The sequence below is a fragment of the Nitratireductor sp. CH_MIT9313-5 genome (assembly GCF_037029545.1).
Taxonomy (GTDB): domain Bacteria; phylum Pseudomonadota; class Alphaproteobacteria; order Rhizobiales; family Rhizobiaceae; genus Chelativorans.
On record NZ_JAYMER010000022.1, the window covers coordinates 1 to 19,441 of the forward strand.

16 protein-coding genes, 1 tRNA gene, 1 pseudogene and 1 other annotated feature are annotated in these 19,441 nt (G+C 59.3%); of the genes and pseudogenes, 8 read left to right on the top strand and 10 right to left on the bottom strand.

Annotation, left to right across the window (positions count from 1 at the left end; translation table 11 throughout):
* The 5 genes and pseudogenes from WA367_RS15390 to WA367_RS15410 form a co-directional block, all read right to left on the bottom strand.
* The coding region (locus WA367_RS15390) for a PAS domain-containing protein (RefSeq protein WP_336057663.1) at positions 1-448 on the bottom strand (448 nt) is incomplete at its 3' end.
* A 392-nt stretch (positions 449-840) separates the two neighbouring features.
* Positions 841-1,008: a hypothetical protein gene (locus tag WA367_RS15395; protein WP_336057664.1), complete on the bottom strand. Its 168-nt coding sequence runs from the start codon at positions 1,006-1,008 to the stop codon at positions 841-843.
* 77 nt (positions 1,009-1,085) lie between these two features.
* Positions 1,086-2,313: pseudogene (locus WA367_RS15400) on the bottom strand (IS3 family transposase).
* Positions 1,916-2,032 (bottom strand) — a sequence feature (AL1L pseudoknot). It overlaps the preceding pseudogene by 117 nt.
* Positions 2,314-2,814: 501 nt before the next feature.
* Positions 2,815-3,111, bottom strand: coding sequence for a Fis family transcriptional regulator (locus tag WA367_RS15405; protein WP_336057665.1), 297 nt, complete (start codon positions 3,109-3,111; stop codon positions 2,815-2,817).
* Positions 3,112-3,119: 8 nt separating this feature from the next.
* Positions 3,120-3,494, bottom strand: coding sequence for a type II toxin-antitoxin system RelE/ParE family toxin (locus tag WA367_RS15410; protein WP_336057666.1), 375 nt, complete (start codon positions 3,492-3,494; stop codon positions 3,120-3,122).
* A gap of 501 nt (positions 3,495-3,995) precedes the next feature.
* On the opposite strand from WA367_RS15410, the gene WA367_RS15415 reads away from it, so the two are divergent.
* Positions 3,996-5,030, top strand: coding sequence for an IS1595 family transposase (locus WA367_RS15415; RefSeq protein ID WP_336057667.1), 1,035 nt, complete (start codon positions 3,996-3,998; stop codon positions 5,028-5,030).
* Positions 5,031-5,051: 21 nt separating this feature from the next.
* Here the strand turns inward: WA367_RS15415 and WA367_RS15420 are convergent, their stop codons facing one another.
* From WA367_RS15420 to WA367_RS15430, 3 genes are all read right to left on the bottom strand, one after another.
* The gene (locus WA367_RS15420; RefSeq protein ID WP_336057668.1) at positions 5,052-5,480 is read right to left on the bottom strand and encodes a hypothetical protein; all 429 of its coding nucleotides are present in this window, start codon (positions 5,478-5,480) and stop codon (positions 5,052-5,054) included.
* A 740-nt stretch (positions 5,481-6,220) separates the two neighbouring features.
* The gene (locus WA367_RS15425; RefSeq protein ID WP_336057669.1) at positions 6,221-8,491 is read right to left on the bottom strand and encodes a DUF6538 domain-containing protein; all 2,271 of its coding nucleotides are present in this window, start codon (positions 8,489-8,491) and stop codon (positions 6,221-6,223) included.
* 116 nt (positions 8,492-8,607) lie between these two features.
* Positions 8,608-8,681: transfer RNA gene (locus WA367_RS15430), tRNA-Gln, on the bottom strand.
* Positions 8,682-8,949: 268 nt separating this feature from the next.
* Between WA367_RS15430 and WA367_RS15435 the strand changes: the two genes are divergently transcribed.
* Both WA367_RS15435 and WA367_RS15440 read left to right on the top strand, forming a co-directional pair.
* Positions 8,950-10,242 carry a Ppx/GppA phosphatase family protein gene (locus tag WA367_RS15435; RefSeq protein ID WP_336057894.1) on the top strand — a complete coding sequence of 431 codons (1,293 nt, stop codon included), beginning with the start codon at positions 8,950-8,952 and terminating at the stop codon, positions 10,240-10,242.
* Positions 10,239-10,970 (top strand): RlmE family RNA methyltransferase, encoded by a 732-nt coding sequence (locus WA367_RS15440; protein ID WP_336057670.1) that lies wholly within the window; start codon positions 10,239-10,241, stop codon positions 10,968-10,970. Before WA367_RS15435 ends, WA367_RS15440 begins: the two co-directional genes overlap by 4 nt.
* Positions 10,971-11,169: 199 nt before the next feature.
* On the opposite strand, the gene WA367_RS15445 is transcribed toward WA367_RS15440, so the two are convergent.
* Positions 11,170-12,585, bottom strand: coding sequence for a DHA2 family efflux MFS transporter permease subunit (locus WA367_RS15445; RefSeq protein ID WP_336057671.1), 1,416 nt, complete (start codon positions 12,583-12,585; stop codon positions 11,170-11,172).
* 246 nt (positions 12,586-12,831) lie between these two features.
* Between WA367_RS15445 and guaB the strand changes: the two genes are divergently transcribed.
* Positions 12,832-14,334, top strand: coding sequence for an IMP dehydrogenase (gene guaB / locus WA367_RS15450; RefSeq protein ID WP_336057672.1), 1,503 nt, complete (start codon positions 12,832-12,834; stop codon positions 14,332-14,334).
* A 65-nt stretch (positions 14,335-14,399) separates the two neighbouring features.
* Positions 14,400-14,813: an MAPEG family protein gene (locus WA367_RS15455; protein WP_336057673.1), complete on the top strand. Its 414-nt coding sequence runs from the start codon at positions 14,400-14,402 to the stop codon at positions 14,811-14,813.
* On the opposite strand, the gene WA367_RS15460 is transcribed toward WA367_RS15455, so the two are convergent.
* Complete coding sequence (locus WA367_RS15460) at positions 14,814-15,689, bottom strand: hydrogen peroxide-inducible genes activator (RefSeq protein WP_336057674.1); 876 nt, start codon at positions 15,687-15,689, stop codon at positions 14,814-14,816.
* 163 nt (positions 15,690-15,852) lie between these two features.
* Here WA367_RS15460 and katA point away from each other — a divergent pair, with 163 nt between their 5' ends.
* The 3 genes from katA (at position 15,853) to WA367_RS15475 (ending at position 19,398) form a co-directional block, all read left to right on the top strand.
* On the top strand, positions 15,853-17,355 hold the full coding sequence (gene katA / locus WA367_RS15465) for a catalase KatA (RefSeq protein WP_336057675.1): 1,503 nt from the start codon (positions 15,853-15,855) through the stop codon (positions 17,353-17,355).
* Between the two features lie 148 nt (positions 17,356-17,503).
* Positions 17,504-18,784 (top strand): RsmB/NOP family class I SAM-dependent RNA methyltransferase, encoded by a 1,281-nt coding sequence (locus tag WA367_RS15470; RefSeq protein ID WP_336057676.1) that lies wholly within the window; start codon positions 17,504-17,506, stop codon positions 18,782-18,784.
* Between the two features lie 149 nt (positions 18,785-18,933).
* Positions 18,934-19,398 carry a TspO/MBR family protein gene (locus tag WA367_RS15475; RefSeq protein ID WP_336057677.1) on the top strand — a complete coding sequence of 155 codons (465 nt, stop codon included), beginning with the start codon at positions 18,934-18,936 and terminating at the stop codon, positions 19,396-19,398.
* The last annotated feature ends 43 nt before the right edge of the window (positions 19,399-19,441 follow it).

Here is a 19,441-nt window from a genome sequence, read left to right on the forward strand (position 1 = left end):
TGGATACAGCGAAGCAGTTGCTTACGCGATGTCGCATTTCCGAAAGAAGCATTTGCTGCTGTTCGGCAAGCTGCCGCTGCACTGTGATGTCCCGAGCGATTTTGGATGCACCTACCACCTCTCCCTGCTCGTTCTTCACGGGCGAGATCGTTAGCGAAACCGGAACCAGCGTGCCGTCCTTCTTCTGGCGTACAGTCTCAAAGTTCTCGATGCGCTCACCCCGGCGCATACGCGAGATAATGTGAAGCTCTTCGTGATGACGGTCTTCTGGTATCAGCAGGTAAATTGATTTGCCGATTGCTTCTTCTGCTCTATAGCCAAAAAGCTGCTCGGCACCGGGATTCCAGCTCGAGATGATACTATTGAGATTCTTAGAAATGATCGCATCGTCGGATCCCTCTACCACCGCCGCCAGGTGGCGGTAATATCTCTCGTCTCGCTGATCCAACGCGCATCTCCATGACAACAACGAATCCAACAAAATTTTTAATGGAGGTTTTGTGTGGCGGAAGCAACCCTAGCGGTCGTAGACTGGCTTGTGAAAAAGCGTTTCGCTCAGCATGCGGCGGCGCTACTCGCTTCCTTCTTCTTCTCATCAACCGATAGCTATTCCCACTTCCTGCGTGGGAACAGATCCGAGAGCAACCTGCCACGCTGACTCTTCATCAAATGGATCGCTCATCCCTCAGACCACTCTGCGTAGTATCTCGGGCGCAACCTTACCGCGTAGCCGTCGCGAAGCAATACCTCTCCGACAGTCTCGCCCTCGGCATCTTGATCTTCACCGATGATCTGCCTCAGCGATCCCTGACGCCCCTGTATTCGATGTGACATTCTACCTCAGCAGCTCCTTCGGGCACTTTGCATGGTTTCCGGTGTGTCGATCCCCTCGACGTTCGGCGCTCCTAGCCCGAGCAGGCGCATGTTCTGGCCATCGCACTTCATTGTGTCGCCATCGACGGCAAGCAGAGCTGCACGGGTGATCGGGGTATAGGTGAGGGCGGTCATGTGCCAAAGGTTCGCTATTGTTCAATGTACAGAAGGTGTGAACCGCGCCGGATTTGCCGGAGGCTGATTTCAGTTAGTTACGCGGCTCGTGCCTCAGTTTCCAGAGCGGCGTAGAAATTGGCCTCTGCTTCTGTCGGCGGAATATTCCCGATAGGCTCGAGCAGACGGCGGTTGTTGAACCAGTCCACCCATTCGAGTGTTGCGTATTCCACCGCTTCGAAGTTTCGCCAAGGACCGCGGCGGTGAATGACCTCGGCCTTGAAGAGACCGTTGATCGTTTCGGCCAGTGCGTTGTCATAGCTGTCCCCAACGCTGCCGACAGAAGGCTCGATACCAGCTTCTCCCAACCGCTCTGTGTACTTGATCGACAGGTATTGGCTGCCGCGGTCGGAGTGGTGAATAAGCCCCATCGCCTTTGTCGGCCGCCGCTCGTGAACAGCCTGCTCCAGCGCATCGAGAACGAACCCGGCATGAGCCGAGGTGCTGACACGCCAACCGACGATCTTGCGGGCATAGGCATCAATAACGAAGGCGACATAGGCAAACCCTTTCCAGGTGGCGACAAAGGTGAAATCGCTCACCCAGAGCATATTTGGAGCAGGCACCCGGATTGCCGGTTCACTTTATCCAGCGGGCATGGGGCCTTCTTGTCGGGCACAGTCGTCCTGTGCGGCTTGCCCCGGATGATACCTTGAATACCCATGCACCTCATCAGCCGGGCGACCGTGCAGCGGGCGACGTCGAAACCTTCCCTTTGCAATTGCCGCCAGACCTTCCGCACGCCATAGACCCGCCAGTTCTCTTCGAAAACACGCAGGATCTCAGGCCGCAATGCCGCGTCACGCCGGGCACGGTCCGACCACCGGGCCGGATCAGCCCGCTTCGCCAGGTGGTCGTAATACGTGGAAGGGGCAATCGGCAGGACAGTGCAGATCGGCTCGACCCCATACTCCGCGCGATGCATGTCGATGAAAGACACCATCACTTCGACCGGCGGTCGAGCTCCGCCATCGCAAAATACGCTGATGCCTTGCGGAGGATCTCGTTCGCCTGGCGCAACTCGCGGTTCTCCCGCTCCAGCGCCTTCAGTTTGTCGGCGACATCGGTTGGAACGCCCGCCCGCTTGCCGCTGTCCACCTCTGCCTTCTTCACCCACTCATTCAGAGTGTGCGCCGAACAGCCGATCTTCGCGGAGATCGACATGATCGCCTGCCAGCGGGAACTGTGCTGGCCCTGGTTGTCCAGCACCAGGCGCACCGCACGCTCGCGAACCTCAGAAGAATACTTGTTTGTTGTCTTGCTCATTGTGGCTTCATCCTACTCAGGAGTTGAAGCCTCCGGCAAACCCGGCGCGGTTCACTGCATCTACCGGTGCGCGTTCGCTAGTATCGGTACAGCACGGGAGGTGAGAACTGCCGGCAAGAACGACATCGTCGGCTTTCGCATAGATTGCTTCCCGACCTCGTTCTGAAGCAGCTTCAACAACTTCAGACCTCATCGAAACATCGCATGGTCCACGGAGCTGTCGCACGCCAACTTGAAGCGTTTCCCACTTCTTCTCGTGGATAATAGGGAAATAAATTGAGATCTTCGGATTCTGAACCACGGACAAGCGATTCAAATCTCCGGCATTAGGTAGCAAAGACCACCAGATCCTATTCAAGCGACTGTTTTCCTTCCTTCTTTTCGCCGTCCAAAATGGTTGGACGCAAGCTATTTGCGTCCGGTAAAATCGCCTGGCAAGCAATTAGCTGAAAAGTCCAGGTGGATTAGAACCTGGACTTGGAGGAAGCGCTAGATCAGTGATTATACGTCGACCAGTTCGATCTTCAATTTCTTCCCTACTGAACGAGCAGCCCTGTCTAGCGTATCCAAAGACACGGCAACGTTGCGAGGATCAAGAACCCTCTTGATCTGAGTCCGGCTTGTCCTCATTCGGGTCGCCATTTCACTTTTGCTCACGGCACGTTGCTTGCGGGCATTCTCGATTTCCCACGCAAGCACTCTTTTTATGGCTGCACCATAGACTTCTTCACGTTCGCCCTGCTCCTCAAGGAAGTCCTCGAGAGTGCCGCCGACAGAAGGATGAATTGTGCTGGTCATGACATCCTCTACTCAGTTTTCTTCTTCTTCCTGTTGCTTTCCCTTTGCCGCCTCTTGTGGTCACGTAGGCGATCAATGGCTAATTTGATCGCATCCTGCTGTCCCTTCTTTCCTTCGTGACCATGGAGAAGTAGCATTGTCTGCCCTTCAATGGAAAAGTATGTTCTCGCTTCGACCTTGCCTCGTTTGATCGTTGAGCGGACTTCCCGCACGCCGTCGCGCAAGTCTCTGCAGGTGGGCATGCCAATCGGCCAACCGAATTCGACGGTGGCTATGTCCTCTCCCACGATCTTCCTGTCTTCTTTGGCCAGTTCCTGAAGCCAATCACGTACGGGTTCGTTTCCAGCTTCTGTAGCGTAAAACGCTGCAATGATCCGCTTCATAGAAACTTCCTGTACCTTATAAGGTTCAATTCCGCTAAAATCAAGACCCAATCACATGCTGACAAGGCGCAAAACGGCACGGAGGATCATCGGCGCATGCACCAAACGCAACCTTTCGATGGCACGCCAATAACGGAGCCACAAGCCGAAGGGGATTGATCCGCTCCGACCAAGCAACTCTGTTGCAGGGACGCAACAGAGGCCCCCGAGCAGCATCTGTTGCCCCTCTTCCCGATCGACTCCCGCATGCACTCCGGCTATGAGCCCGTCCCATGTTCAGGACGATATGCATACAACGCTGACTTCTCGGCGGCCCCCTCGGTCCGCCATTGCCGATGTATGCCTGTGAACGAACCTGGAGCCTGAACATGCTTTCCACTTCCATCGCCATCACCCTCATTGCCGCGCACCTCGCTGTCGCGGCCCTGCACGTCCCAGTCCCGTCCGGAGGTTCGGAAATACCCGGCTCAGTCGCCGTCCGAACCGAGGAGGGGCTGAGCGTTGGCAAAGTCCGTACACGAACAGAAGGGGCAGCATTTCCTGCTGTCGCCAGAGTGCCGTACGCTTACGGTCATGGACCTCGCCAGGACGCGAGAGACAACAGCCTCTGGCTGGTTCAGGAAGCTGCGCTGGCCTGAAACCGACGGCGAGCCGTATTGTCCGAAGTGCGGGACGCTGCGCTGCCACACAATGAGCCGCAGCCGCTTCAAGTGCTCCGAGAAGACCTGCAAGGCCGTTTTTACATGCACCTCAGGCACAGTCTTTCACGCGCGGAAGCTGAGCTTCAAAAAGATGCTTATGGCCATCTGGTTTTCGGTGAACAGCGTCAAGGGCAAGGCTGCGCTGCAGCTCTCCCGCGAGATCGGGGTGCAGTACAAGACGGCTTGGGTGCTGCTAATGAAGCTGCGCGAGGCGATTGCCTGGCGCAGGGAGGACATGGTCCTCAAGGGCGAGGTCGAGATTGACGGCAAGTATGCAGGCGGTCACATCCGTCCCGAGAACAAGGCCGAAGACCGCATTGATCGCCGCCTCAAGAAGTACCAGAACCACAAGAGACTGTGTGCCCTCGCAATTCGGGAACGCGGCCTCGGCCGCGGCGGGAGAACCTTCACCCGCATCATCCGCGACGAGGACGGCGATGCCGCCTGGGCGGCCGTCCGCGACCATGTCTCGCGGTACGCGACGGTGATCGCCGACGAACACGGAAGCTACAACGACCTTGCGGGGCTGAATAAGCTGAAGCGGGTGAACCACTCGAAGGCCTGCCAGAGTGAGGACGGCACCAACACCAACCAGGTCGAGAGCTTCTTCTCGCGCGTCCAGCGCGCCTACGTCGGCATTCACCACCGCTTCTCGCTGAAGTATTTCGACTGGTATGTGGCCGAGCTCGCCTGGCGGGAGGACAGCAGGGACTGGGGCAACCGCCGCCAAACCTTCAACGTGCTGCGGGTCGCCCTAGCGCGGCCCACGTCGCGCTACCTCTGCGGCTACTGGCAGGGCAACAAGCCTCCGGATCTCATCTGGTCCAAGACCTGACTCGCCTCAAGCGTCGATCATCTATGCGTGCCTGTTCCTTCCCGCCGATCCCGCGTGGCGGACACGGCCCAGCTTGACGAGGCCGTTCAATGAAGCCGATACGCGAGTGGTAAAGACCGACAACGCTGCCTCGTCGAGCGAGACCCCCGCTCGCTCCAGGATCAACATGGTGCATTCGGCAGTGGTCTTGGGCGTGCCGGCGTCTCGCAGGATCTCCAAGAGAGCCTCCGTCTTGTTCATCTGTGCCAAACGCTTCGGCATCTGCACGTGCTCCCTGCGCCGGGAGGCTTTCTTCGCCGCATCGGGCACATAGGAGGGGTCATAGACGCGGATCACTCTCTCGATCGCCGCGATATCTGCCGCCAAAACCTTGATGCGGGCTTCAGCATCGTTCACGTCAAGAAGCAGTGCTTCCCGCTTCAACTTCAACTCATCGGCAACTGAACTCAAAATTCCCTCTCCTGACTGGATTGGGAACCTTGCATTTGCTTAGGGCGAGAACTGGTGGTTTTTGCTACCGAATGCCGCAAATCTCTGGGTAGTCGATTCCGAGAAGGTTGCAACCGTTACTCCGGCAAACGGGGTGCGTTCGCAAAAGGGCGGAGATGCTGTCGCTGTTGGTGCAGCAGTCGCCGCCTTGTCCTCCTTCCGCCGGCTTTTGTTCCTTGCATGGGTGTCCGGCATCCTGGTCTCGTAGTGACGGGATAGAGGAGAAAGAGCATGCCCCGAGCAGTGAAGTCAGATGATGCATCTCACAGGAAGCGCCAGCAGCGCTACCGAGAGCGGCTGGCAGCCGCAAGGCGGCCGGAGCCTCGGCGATCGATGTCGCTGTTGCTGCGGCCGTAGCTGCCTTCGCCAGTGCTGTGGCACGTGATCGCGCCCTTCATTCAAAAACGCTGCAGTGGATCCTCTGGTACGCCAGGCGACGGTTGATCGACGATGGCTATGACAGGGAGCAGGTCACGCGGGTGCTTCGCCGCCGGATGGGCCGCTGCGGCTAGTTCTGGCCTTTAGCGGATCACATGGTGATGCACTGCTTTGAACTTATTGCCCCCATTACTCCGTGATTTGGAATCGAAATAACAGAAACTCACATCGTGACGCCATTCCGTCCAAACCGATGCTCCTATGCTACTGAAGTGGCAACGATCTTGTTCATTTCAGCAGCCAACCGGAGAGGAGATAGGAGTTTATGGTCTTCGCTCGCGGCTCTTCACCTTTTTCCTACGTGCGTCTCGAGCCATCTTCAGCTTCTCATTCTCCGTCCGCCCCTCCCAAGGTGCTGCCTCTCGCGCCTCCACCCATGGCAGCAGCCTGGTCGGCTGCGGTTCCAGATGGCTGGTAACGCTCGGATACTTCTCCAGCGCATCCTTGATTACGTTCAGCCCTGCGCGGTTCGTGTAGCGCATGCTGGTTTCATCGCTGCCCAGGCGGCCCGCGATGTCGCTGATGATGCTTGGGTGGACGAGCGCCTGTTTCAGCGTGTCTGCAAATCCGTGCCGCAAAGCGTGCAGCACGCGGTTCCAGCGTTCGGCATCACCGAGATGCTGGTGCAGCTTGGGGACAAAGTCCTTGTAGAAGCGATCGCCGGGATCGGTCTTGCGGCTTTTGGCAAAGAGCTCCGGGAACAGCGCGTCGTAACGCAGCGCCTTGATCGCTTCGACATAGTCGATGAAGTTCAGCCGCAGAACTTCATCGGGCACTGGCAGCATACGCGCCGAGCTTGCGTTCTTGAGGCTGCGAAACTGGTTCGGGCGGATGTCGATCGCCCAGCCTTGGCCCGTCTTCACGATGTCTCTGACGGCTAGCCCGGCGACCTCAGCGCGCCGAGGCCCGAGATAGACCATCAGCATCGGCAAAAAGTAATTCGCCGAGTGAAAGATGTGCGGCCCCGCAAGTTCCTGTTCCGTGGCACTCTTGCAGCCCGTGAAGAGCGGCATGTCGAACATCGGCCGCAGCTGTTCAGGCCCCGGCTTGTCCGTAATGCGCCGCGCATCGCTCAGTTTCGGCTTCCTGGGTCGCAACCCGTCCATGGTCAGGTTCGGCACGTGATAGCCGCGGCCTTTGATGTAGGTGAGGAAGGTACTGATATTCGCCAGGTGCTTGCGAATGGTCGAGGGGCCCAAACCCAGTTTTGGTGGCTCCTTGCCTGCCTCTTTATGCGATCTGACGGCTTCTGCTGAGGCGGCGCGTAGGGCTGCCGTACCGAGTGAACGCAGCCTCGGACTGCGGCCGTAGTTGGTCAGGATGTGATCGAAGTGTTCCCTCAGCTTGCCCAGATGAATCTGCCGCATCTGGCTTGAATGGGTAATGCCCTGTTCCTCCAGCACGCCCACCAGCATCGTGACCGCGACCTTCACATCTTTGGCCGTGGCATCCTCCCAGTGATGCTGGTTGCTCTTCATCAGCGCGTCGCATTCCGTGATGAACTGCGCCAGTGGCAGATCTACGCCTTTCTCGTCGTCGATGAGAGGAGCGGGCGGAGATTGGACAGCGGGCGCGATAACTTCCGGCGCTGGCGCAGGCGCTGGCGCAGGCTGCTGCGGGATGGCGAGGTCCGGCGTGGGTGAGGCAGGCGCGTTGGCGGAAGGCGCGGATAAGGTTGCCTGCGTCTGCGGCGCATGCGTCTGTTCCAGCGGGGGGAGGGTCCTTGCGGGTGCTTCCTGGGTTGGGCTGGCAGGCGCAGGCGCTGGCGATGGAGCGGCTTCCGGGGCAGGTGTTTGCGGCTGCGTCTGTTCGCCAAACAGCGCCGCCACATCACTGCCCGTGCTCTGCGGTCCATAACGATCGGTCGCGCCCAGCAGAACGTCCGCCTTGGCGCGCATGATCTGCTGGGTGGCCCTTTCGCGGTTCAACGGCGTGTCTTTGAGGCCATGTGCGTCTATTTCAGACTTGAGGAAGCCTTCGAAATAGGCCGTGCGGCATTCTTTGCGCTCCTGCTCGAAGGTCGCGGCAATCTCGCGGGTCTGTCCTTCCGCGAATCCCGTCTGTTCGAGAACCCGGCGGGCCGGGCAGCTTGCGTCGAAGCGCATGGGGCGACCCGTGCCGAACAGCTCGATCAGGCGATACGCCCAGCCGACCAGAATATCAGCGCGCAAATTCTCTTCCGCCGCCGAGCCCGTGCGGCGTGCGGCGAAAGCGAGATCCTCCATGCTCTCATTCATGCGCTCGATCTCGGCGCGAAAAATCTCTTCCAGCTGTTCGCGGCTTGTCATGCGCGCCCTGTCACCTTCCGCCAGTTCCGCCAGCAGCGTGTTGAGCCGTCGGACCATGCTTTTGGCCTTTGTATGATCCCCGTGGCGCAGAGACAATGCGAGGTGGCTGCGTTGGTCGATTGAGAGCGCTGAAGGGATCCTTGCGCGCCAGTAAAAAACATTGCCGCGGCGGGTGAGATTGGCGATGCGATGCCTTGCTGCCATGACCGAATCCTTGTGCACTTGGCGCAGGACGTGCACAGCCATGTGCAGCAGTCCTGTGCGACAGTTTTGGGCACAGAGGCAAAATCGGCAAAAACACTGCTTTGGAGGATTCGCACAGAACGAATTCTTCAATGAATCCAAACTGCGGACGTGCGAAATGGCTGGGGAACCTGGATTCGAACCAGGACTAACGGAGTCAGAGTCCGCGGGTCTACCGTTAACCTATTCCCCAGCAGGGCCGGCGGCGCCGGATATGTCCGCCTATTTATTCATCCTCGTGGCTGAGTCAACCCCGGCATGGGGCTTTCGATGAAGAAAGCATTTTCGGGCAGGGGAAATGCAGTGCCTGCACTTGGTGAAAGTGGCTGTGGCTGCTAATCTTCCAACCAACGAAAGAGAAATTGCGCCAGCAGCGGAGCCTGAAGAGTGGCACGCGCGGCGCGGAAGGACAATCGGTGGACAAGCGCGCAGACAGCGATGCGCCACCGGTCGCGAATCCGATTCGCGATCACGCCTTGGCCGGGGGCGGCGTGGCCGACAAGAAGGTGCGGAAGCCGGCCAGAGCTTCCGCTCCGGGGAGTGCATCATGCGCGCCAGACGGCGCTGATGCGCAAAAAACCCCGGGAAAACGAAAACGCAAGCGGCGTCGCAAGCATGGGCGCCGCGTTTTCGTTCGTGGCGATAGATCAACTCCTCAGGCGGAAGTTTTGGTGCCGGCTTCGAACCAAGCGGAGCCAGCGCAACCTGCTTCCGCTCCTGCCGTGCGCGAGGCGCGTCACCGCGACGATCAGCGCCTCTATGCGGCTCTGGATCTCGGCACCAACAATTGCCGTCTGCTGGTTGCCACACCGACGAAACCGGGCCGCTTCCGCGTTGTAGATGCATTTTCGCGCATCGTGCGGCTGGGGGAGGGCTTAAGCTTGGCCGGAGAGCTTTCCGATGCAGCCATGGACCGTGCGATAGAGGCGCTGGGCGTCTGTGCCCAGAAGCTTGAGGGCCGGAAGCTTGCAGGCCTCCGGCTAATCGCGACCGAGGCATGTCGCTCCGCGGGCAATGGAGACACCTTCATCAAGCGGGTCTTGTCCGAGACCGGGTTGAAGCTGGAGGTCATCTCGCGGGAAACCGAAGCACGGCTTGCCGTGTCTGGCTGTTCCTCGCTGGTGACACGTGAGACCGAGGGCGTAGTGCTCTTCGATATCGGCGGCGGCTCCTCGGAAATCGCTCTCATCGACACGTCACGTCGGCGTAGCCCGCGCCTGGCAGAACACATCGTCTCCTGGACATCACTGCCTGTCGGTGTGGTTTCGCTTGCGGAGAAATTCGGTGGTCACGTCGTGACACCTGAAAGCTTCGAAGAGATGGTGGCCCATGTCGCGGCAATGCTGGACAAGTTTGAAGGCCGCGACCGGTTGAGCCATCTGGGCGACCCGTCCCGCTTTCACCTGCTGGGTACATCGGGAACGGTAACCACGCTTGCGGGCGTGCATCTGGATCTGCCGCGCTATGATCGCAGGCGCGTGGACGGTTTGTGGATGGACCGTGAGAGTGTGGACCGCATGATCGTGCGCCTGCTGTCATGGGATTTCGACGCGCGCAAGGCAAACCCCTGCATCGGAGCGGAGCGGGCCGATCTGGTTCTCGCAGGCTGTGCGATTCTGGAGGCGATCCGTCGGCAGTGGCCAAGCGAGCGGCTTCGTGTCGCCGATCGTGGCCTACGCGAAGGCATGCTCAATGAAATGATGGCGCGCGACGGCGTGTGGCGCAGGACGAAACGAAACAGGTCTGCAGCATGAGCGGCACCAAGAAAACCGGAACGGGAGCGCGCGCGCTCAAGACGCGGGTCAAGAAAAAGCGCGGGCTGAAAAACTCCTCCCGCCGTTGGCTGGAGCGTCATCTCAACGACCCCTATGTGCATCGGGCACAAGCCGAAGGCATGCGCTCGCGCGCTGCCTACAAGCTGTCCGAGATCGACGACAAGCACAAGCTCCTAAAGCCGGGGCTGCGGGTTATCGATCTTGGCGCAGCCCCGGGCGGCTGGTGCCAGGTGGCGGCAGAGCGTGTCGGCTCCGATCCGGAAAAGCCGTCCGTTGTGGGTATCGATTATCTGGAGATGGACCCGGTACCAGGTGCAGTCATCCTTCAGATGGATTTTCTAGATGATGAAGCGCCCGCGCGCCTGATGGAGGCATTGGGTGGAGAGCCGGATCTGGTGATCTCCGACATGGCGGCACCCACAACGGGACATCGGCGTACAGACCATATCCGCACCATGCATTTGTGCGAAACGGCCGCCGATTTCGCCATTTCGGTGCTGCGCGAAGGCGGACATTTCCTGGCCAAGACCTTCCAGGGCGGTGCGGAGAACAGCCTGCTCGACCAGCTCAAACGGAACTTCAAGAGCGTGCACCACGTGAAGCCCCAGGCCTCACGCAGTGAATCGGTAGAGCTTTATCTTCTGGCCAAGGGGTTCAAGGGCCGGCGGCAAGATGAAAACGCAGATGAGGCTGACGAAAGCAGCTGAACCTTCAGCGGGGCAGGGGGTGAATATATCCCGACGCTGCGAAAGAGATTGTCGCCAACGCTCAGGAATATGTCTCCCGCTTCTATGGCCATCGGCGCGAGACGCTGATCTCGCTTCTGGTTTTGCAGAAATATTTCGAGTGCACTGGCCAGGTGGAGCCGGCTTCATTCTTGGCAGAATTGTTCGGCTGAGGTATCTGCTACTCTGCAGGCTGCGCCGCTTCTTGCGAGCCTCTTACACCCCGGCGATGGCCGGAGATCGTGCTTCCGGCTTCCGGCGGCAGCGCGAGAAACGGCACTGCCGCAAAGGCGGTGATGAGGCCGACCACGATAAAGGCGTTGGTAAAGGCGTTGGCGCCGATTGTGCCGTCGCCAAGCCATGCGGTTGCCTCCAGCACGGCTCCACCGACTGCAACACCAAGTGCAATGGAAATTTGCTGTGATGCGGCTGCAATGGCGGTGGCTTGTCCTGCTTCCCGGTCGCCGATTTCTGCAAATACGAGGGCATTTGTAGAGGTGAAGAACAGCGAGCGAAGGAAGCCGCCGGCAATGAGGACACCGATGATGACTGCGTGAGGCGTCTCCGCCGTGAAAGCCGCGTTGACCGTGATGAAGACGCTGCCAAGTAGAGCGGAGATAATCAGCACCTGTCTGAACCCGCCCAGCCGCAGAATACGGCTTGCGCCGAACTTCATGGCCAATGCGCCAATGGCACTGGCGAAGGTCAGCATACCCGATTGGAAAGGGTTGAGGCCAAAGACGAGCTGGAACATCAACGGCAACAGAAATGGAGTGGCTCCGACGCCGACGCGGAAGATGAAGCCGCCGAAAATCGCCGAGCGGAATGCGCGGTCGCGGAAGAGCGTCAGGTCCAGTACCGGGCTTTCCATCCCCGCTGCATGCTGGCGGTAGAAGAGGGCGGCAAGCACGCCGATCAATACGGTGATGATGCCAACCATTGGTGGAAGGGCTGGCAGGCTTATGACCGAGAGGCCGAAAACGATCCCTGATGCGGCAATGCCTGAAAGCACAAAGCCGCGCGTGTCCAGCCGCTTCATCTGCTCAGCCTCGATTTCCGGCAATACGCGCCCGGCCATTGCGATGCCCGCAAGACCGATGGGTACATTGATCAGAAAGATCCAGTGCCAGGAAAAATAGGTGGTGATGAAGCCGCCGAGTGGCGGGCCTGCTATCGGGCCGATGAGAGCGGGCACCGCAAGCCAGGCCATGGCATTGACGAGCTGGTGACGTGGGGTTGCACGCACGAGCACCAGGCGTCCCACCGGTGTCATCATCGCGCCGCCCATACCCTGTACGAAACGCGCCAGGACGAAGGCGAGGAGAGAATTGGCGAAGGCGCAGGCGATGGAGCCGAGCACGAACACTGCGATTGCAAGCCGAAAAACTTTCTTCGCGCCGAAGCGATCGGCCATCCAGCCGCTGATGGGAATGAAGATTGCGAGTGCAACAAGATATGTGGTGAGCGCAAGTTTGAGCGTTACCGGGCTCGTGCCGATATCCGCGGCAATGGCCGGCAAGGATGTGGCGATGACGGTCGAATCCATCTGCTCCATAAAGAGCGCGACGGCTAGAACGAGTGGTAATGCGCGGTTCAATCTCAGGCTCCAAGGCGTCCATGACCGCTACCGGCGGTTACGGATGTGCAGGAGTTACGCCTCCTGCAATCTGTGGGCAAGGGCGCACTCGGCTCATAGAGTTGCGCCAGCATGTCAGCCAATGCCTTTTCAACGCGGCTGCAACGTGGTACCAGCCAGCGCCAATCCTGAAAGGGAATCATCTACCGGACAGCCGGTTCCGTTTGTGGAACAGGTGCGTCTGCGTTCATCTGCAAGGGGTCGGCAATGGCACGAATAATCGAGACTGCAACAGGCGCGGAAGCGCTGACTTTCGACGACGTTCTGCTGCAGCCCGGTCATTCCGAGGTCATGCCCGGACAGACCGATGTGCGCACACGCATCGCCGGCGATATCGAGCTGAACATTCCGATCCTTTCAGCCGCGATGGACACCGTCACCGAAGCCCGGCTCGCAATAGCCATGGCGCAGGCCGGCGGCATGGGGGTCATTCACCGCAATCTTTCGCCCGCCGAGCAGGCCGAGGAAGTTCGCCAGGTCAAGAAATTCGAATCCGGCATGGTCGTCAATCCGGTGACAATCGGGCCCGACGCGACCCTGGCCGATGCCCATGCATTGATGAACGCGCACAAGATTTCCGGCATCCCGGTCGTGGAGAATGGCGGAAAAGGCGGACATCTTACTGGTCGCCTGATTGGCATTCTGACCAATCGTGATGTCCGGTTCGCATCTGATCCGAAACAGCCCGTCAAGGAACTGATGACGCATGACAACCTCATCACGGTGCGTGATGGGGTGAGCCAGGAGGAAGCCAAGCGTCTTCTCCATCAGCACCGCATCGAAAAATTGCTTGTGGTCGATGATCAGAACAACTGCGTCGGTCTGATCACCGTAAAAGACATCGAGAAATCCCAGCTCAACCCCAATGCCTGCAAGGATGCAAAGGGGCGCCTTCGCGTGGCAGCGGCAACCAGCGTTGGTGAAGACGGCTTCGAGCGTGCAGAGCGTCTGATCGATGCCGGCGTTGACCTTCTCGTCATCGATACCGCCCACGGCCACTCCCAGCGCGTTCTTGATGCAGTGGCCCGCGCGAAGAAACTGTCCAACTCGGTGCGCATCCTGGCCGGCAATGTAGCGACGGCTGACGGCACAAAGGCGCTGATCGATGCAGGCGCGGATTCGGTAAAGATTGGTATTGGTCCTGGCTCCATCTGCACCACCCGGGTGGTTGCGGGCGTTGGCATGCCGCAGCTTGCCGCAGTCATGACGGCTGCTGAAGTCGCGCAGAAGGAAGGCATCTCCATTATTGCCGATGGTGGCATCAAATATTCCGGCGATCTCGCCAAGGCACTTGCTGCAGGTGCGGCTGCGGCCATGGTCGGTTCGCTTCTGGCTGGTACGGATGAAAGCCCGGGCGAGGTCTATCTATACCAGGGCCGCTCTTTCAAAGCCTATCGCGGCATGGGCTCTGTCGGCGCAATGGCGCGCGGTTCGGCAGATCGTTATTTCCAGGCAGAGGTGCGCGATACGCTGAAGCTGGTGCCAGAGGGCATCGAGGGGCAGGTTCCCTACAAGGGCCCGACAGGAAACGTGCTGCATCAGCTCACCGGCGGCTTGAAGGCTGCGATGGGCTATGTCGGCGCTCCGACGCTGGAGGAATTCCAGAAGCGGGCGACCTTCGTTCGCATCTCCGGCGCTGGCCTGCGCGAAAGCCATCCGCATGATGTGACAATTACCCGCGAAAGTCCGAACTATCCGGGCGCTTCCTGAACTGGCATTGCAAGAAGGGGCTTATCGAAGCCCCTTTTTCTTTATGTGATTGACGGAGATCGAAAATGTCGCAGACCGCAATTATCTGGCCCATGATCGCTCATGTTCTGCTTGTCTACATTGTCTATGTTCTGATGCTTGTTCGACGAGCCGCGGCGGTGAAGGCAGGCAATGCAAAGGTTTCGCAGTTTCGCGAAAACAAGGATGAGCCGTCAGAGAGCATCTTTGTGCGCAACAACCTGGCCAATCAGTTCGAATTGCCGGTGCTCTTTCACGCTGTCTGCCTGGCGCTGGCTGTCACCGGTGCTGCCGGTTCTCTCGCCGTTACCTTGGCGTGGATATTCATCACCACCCGCTATGCGCACGCCTATGTGCATATCACTGGCGGGCGCATTGGCCATCGTCAGAAGCTTTTCGGGCTCGGCTTTCTTGTCTTGGCCATCATGTGGATCACCCTCGCAATCCACATCGCGGCCTGATCAATTCTCGGGCGCGAAATTCTTCATAAGCTCCACAAGAGCGGCATAGTCGCCTTGCCTGCCGCTCGATTTGCGCCAGGCGAGGCTCAGCATGCGGTAGGGTGTAGGCGGGGCGAAGGGCAGAACCGCGATGCCCGCCATCGCCTCCGCTGCGGGCCGGGCAATCGCCGGTATCAGGGTCACGCCCAAGCCGTTGCTGACAAGCTGAAGTAGCGTGGCGAGGCTCGTCGCTCCGAAATCCGTGCTCACGGTGGTCTTCATTCGTCGGCAGATATCGAGAGCCTGGCTGCGCAGGCAATGTCCTTCCTCGAGAAGCATCAGGCGCTCCAGCGCCATCTCCTCTTCCATGATCGGAGGGGACAGGCGTTTGGCCTCACTTTCCGGCACGGCCAACAGAAAGGTGTCTCGAAAGAGATCGGCCTGCACGAGTGACGCCAAAGCCAGGGGTTCGGCAATCACGACAGCATCAAGACTGCCGGCATTCAGTTCTTCGACAAGGGTTTGAGTTACCGCCTCGCGCACTTCCAGATTGAGATGCGGGTACCCGTCCTTCAAGCGCGGCAGGAGGAGGGGGAGGAGATAGGGTGCCACGGTGGGGATCAATCCCAGCCGGAGCCGACCTTCCAGAACGGCCTGTCCCCGCAATGCACTCTGCTCAAGCTCGCGCGCTTCATTCAATATGAGTTCAATGCGCGGGCGGATGCGCTTGGCCTCCTCGGTCAGGATGACGCGTCCCGAACCGCGCTCGAACAGGCGCACGCCGAGCTGCTGTTCCATTTCCGCGATTTGGGCCGAAAGTGCGGGTTGTGTCACGCCTGCGGTTTCCGCGGCGCGACCAAAATGCAGTGTTTCCGCAAGGGCGGCAAAATACTGCATCTGGCGAAGGGTTATTCTCAACATAAGAACAAATTATCGCCACAAGCAGGAAAGACAATTAGAAATTATCGTTGAGTTTCGTATTTTGGAGTTGTTCCGAATTTCAGGACACGAGTTTCACCTCGCGCCTCATGCGTGAGCCATTTTTCACGAGGAAGGTATCATGGCTGATAGACCCACCTTAACCACCACAGCGGGCGCACCGATCCCCGACAATCAGAACTCCATCACGGCTGGTGAGCGCGGTCCTGTCCTGCTGCAGGACTATCAGCTCATCGAAAAGCTGGCGCACCAGAACCGCGAGCGCATTCCCGAGCGCGTGGTTCACGCGAAGGGCTGGGGTGCCTATGGCACGCTGAAGATCACCGGCGACATCTCGAAATACACCAAGGCCAAGGCACTGCAGCCGGGCGCCGAAACCCCGCTTCTCCTGCGCTTTTCCACCGTTGCAGGTGAGCAGGGTGCAGCAGACGCCGAGCGCGACGTTCGCGGTTTCGCGATCAAGTTCTACACGCCGGAAGGCAACTGGGATCTGGTCGGCAACAACACGCCGGTCTTCTTCGTGCGTGATCCCTACAAGTTCCCCGACTTCATCCACACGCAGAAGCGTCATCCAAAGACGAATCTCCGCTCGCCCACCGCAATGTGGGACTTCTGGTCGCTTTCGCCGGAAAGTCTGCATCAGGTGACGATCCTCATGTCGGATCGTGGTCTGCCGGTCGCGCCGATGTTCATGAATGGCTACGGTTCGCACACCTATTCCTTCTGGAATGATGCGGGCGAGCGCTTCTGGGTGAAGTTCCACTTCAAGACCATGCAGGGCCACAAGACCCTGACCAATGAAGAAGCAGAACAGGTCGTGGGCAAGACCCGCGAAAGCTACCAGGAAGCGCTCTTCAACACGATCGAGAATGGCGAATTCCCGAAGTGGAAGGTCCAGGTCCAGATCATGCCCGAGTTGGATGCGGAAAAGACGCCGTACAACCCCTTCGATCTCACCAAGGTCTGGCCGCATTGCGATTACCCGCCGATCGACATTGGCGAGCTTGAGCTGAACCGCAATCCCGAAAACTACTTCGCCGAGATCGAACAGGCAGCCTTCTCGCCGTCCAATGTGGTTCCGGGAATCGGCTTTTCGCCCGACAAGATGCTGCAGGCGCGCGTGTTCTCCTATGCGGACGCACATCGCTACCGCCTTGGTACGCATTATGAGGCCCTGCCGGTCAATGCGCCGCGCTGCCCGTATCACCACTACCACAAGGACGGCCAGATGAACTTCTTCGGCCAGAAGACCGGTAATGTGGACGCCTATTACGAGCCGAATTCCTTTGGCGGTGCCGTCGAGCAGCCGGCTGCAAAGGAGCCGCCGCTGAAGATCTCGGGTGACGCGGATCGCTACAATCACCGTGTCGGCAATGACGATTATTCGCAGCCGCGCGCGCTCTTCAACCTGTTCGACGACGGCCAGAAGAACCGCCTGTTCAACAATATCGCAGCCGCGATGGCAGGTGTTCCGGGCGAAATCATCGAGCGCCAGCTCGCCCATTTCGACAAGGTGCATGAGGACTATGGCGCAGGTGTCCGTCAGGCTCTGAAGGAACAGCATGGCTATGAAGCCAATGCCATTCCTGTCACGGGCAAGACGCCGCAGGAAGCTGCCGAGTAGAAGCAGCGTAACTGCCGGGAAACCAACGGGCGCGGGGCAATCCGCGCCCTTTTTGCATGCGCGTTCACATCCCGCTGCCCCCTTGCGTTGGCCCTCCATGGAGTCTAGGCAGTGCGCCGAGACGGGTTAACCGAAGTAAGGGCTTATCATGCGCCTTGGTGGCAGGCTGTCCGCAGCCATGGAAATCATCCAGGATATCGACACACGCCATCGCCCCGCCGCTGATGCGATGCGGGACTGGGGTCTCTCTCATCGCTTCGCAGGATCCGGCGACAGGGCCGCGATAGGCAATTTCGTCTATGACGCATTGCGTCGCAGGCGTTCGGCAGCCTGGCTGTTCGACAGCGATACACCGCGTGCCCTCGTGCTTGGCGCCTATTTCCTCGAAACCGGTGCTGCGCCGCAAGCGCTCGCGGCGGATCTGGAAGGTGACCACTTCGCTCCCGAACCGATGAGCGATGCCGAGCTCCAGATGGTTGGCGAGCGGTTGGCGCAAGACATGCCCGATACGGAGCAGGCCAATCTGCCTTCCTGGTGCGAAGAGAGCCTGAAATTGGCATTCGGTGAAGCCTGGGTCAGAGAAGGGGCAGCCCTTGCCGCGCGCCCGCCGCTCGACATGAGGGTGAACACGCTGAAGGCACACCGTGAAAAGGTGTTGAAGGCGCTGTCTCAGACAGGTGCGACAGCCTCGCCCCTGGCACCGCATGGCGTGCGTATCGCCCCCATCGAAGCCAATGGCCGTCATCCGAATGTTCAAGCCGAGCCTGCTTATCGCAAGGGTTGGTTCGAGGTGCAGGATGAAGGTTCGCAGATTGTGGCGGAGCTTGCGGGTGCGGCTGCCGGTCAACAGGTTCTGGACTTTTGTGCAGGTGCTGGTGGCAAGACGCTGGCGCTTTCCGCCAGGATGGAAAACAAGGGACAGGTTTTCGCCTTCGACGCCGACAAGCAGCGTCTGGCGCCGATCTTCGACCGCCTGAAACGAGCAGGCAGCCGTAATGTGCAGGTTGTCTCCCGGCTGGAGGGACTGGAGCAGCAGCGCGGGCAGATGGATCTTGTGCTGGTTGATGCTCCATGTACGGGTTCCGGCACCTGGCGCCGCCGCCCCGACGCCAAATGGCGACTGACCCGCCAGCAGCTTGAGGCGCGTATGGCAGAGCAGGCCGCCATCCTCGACGATGCAGCCACATTCGTGCGCCCTGGCGGGCGGCTCGTTTACATCACCTGCTCGGTGTTTCGAGAGGAAAACCAGAATCAGGCAGAAGCCTTCATCAACCGCAATCCTGCGTTCAGGCGGCAGGACCATATCGCGCTCTGGCAGCAGTGTTTTGAGGCGGAAATGCCTGCCCATCTGCACCAGGACGGACTGGTGCTGACACCGGCCAGCACAGGCACTGACGGTTTCCACCTTACCTCATTTCTGCGTGATTAGACGGAACAGCAGTGGCCGGGGCGAGTTCGAAGCAGACTGGGTCAATTTGAGTATAACGCAGGGCCCGAGATTGAAAGGCAGGTCAGGCCAGAATGGTTCGCAGGTCGTGGCGGGCAGAAAACACAACCGGATAATGGGAGTAGGCGCACATGAAGGGACGTTGGGCCACACTCGCACTGTTTATACTAGCTGTGATGGTGGCCGGCCTCTCGATTGGCTATCTCACGCAGCCGGGCGAGTGGTATGCCTCGCTCGACAAGCCGCCATTCACGCCGCCCAACTGGCTTTTTGCGCCCGTTTGGACCCTTCTCTACATCCTGATCGGAGCTGCGGGCTGGTATGTTAGGTTCGTTGAGCCAGATGCCTATGCTTTCAGGCTCTGGATGTTTCAGTTGCTTCTCAACTTCATCTGGTCGCCGCTGTTCTTCTCCGCGCATATGGTGGGCGCTGCCTTGATTGTCATCCTCGCTCTTGTGGCGGCCGTGGCAACCTTCGTCTCGCGGACCTGGAACACTGCACGTCCCGCAGCGCTGCTGTTCATACCCTATCTGCTATGGGTGGCCTACGCCTTGGCTTTGAACACGGGGATCTGGGCGCTCAATCCTTTCGCTTGAGCCAGACCGCCTGATTGTCAGCCAGTCGTGCATCTGCAATAAA

What these genes read in the sequence shown, in the direction of transcription:
- WA367_RS15460 (WP_336057674.1), bottom strand. Translation starts at nt 15,689, where the DNA reads ATGCAGTATTTTGCCGCCCTTGCGGAAACACTGCATTTTGGTCGCGCC.
- WA367_RS15470 (WP_336057676.1), top strand. Translation starts at nt 17,504, where the DNA reads ATGCGCCTTGGTGGCAGGCTGTCCGCAGCCATGGAAATCATCCAGGAT.
- WA367_RS15405 (WP_336057665.1), bottom strand. Translation starts at nt 3,111, where the DNA reads ATGACCAGCACAATTCATCCTTCTGTCGGCGGCACTCTCGAGGACTTC.
- WA367_RS15440 (WP_336057670.1), top strand. Translation starts at nt 10,239, where the DNA reads ATGAGCGGCACCAAGAAAACCGGAACGGGAGCGCGCGCGCTCAAGACG.
- guaB (WP_336057672.1), top strand. Translation starts at nt 12,832, where the DNA reads ATGGCACGAATAATCGAGACTGCAACAGGCGCGGAAGCGCTGACTTTC.
- katA (WP_336057675.1), top strand. Translation starts at nt 15,853, where the DNA reads ATGGCTGATAGACCCACCTTAACCACCACAGCGGGCGCACCGATCCCC.
- WA367_RS15475 (WP_336057677.1), top strand. Translation starts at nt 18,934, where the DNA reads ATGAAGGGACGTTGGGCCACACTCGCACTGTTTATACTAGCTGTGATG.
- WA367_RS15395 (WP_336057664.1), bottom strand. Translation starts at nt 1,008, where the DNA reads ATGACCGCCCTCACCTATACCCCGATCACCCGTGCAGCTCTGCTTGCC.
- WA367_RS15455 (WP_336057673.1), top strand. Translation starts at nt 14,400, where the DNA reads ATGTCGCAGACCGCAATTATCTGGCCCATGATCGCTCATGTTCTGCTT.
- WA367_RS15425 (WP_336057669.1), bottom strand. Translation starts at nt 8,491, where the DNA reads ATGGCTGTGCACGTCCTGCGCCAAGTGCACAAGGATTCGGTCATGGCA.
- WA367_RS15410 (WP_336057666.1), bottom strand. Translation starts at nt 3,494, where the DNA reads ATGAAGCGGATCATTGCAGCGTTTTACGCTACAGAAGCTGGAAACGAA.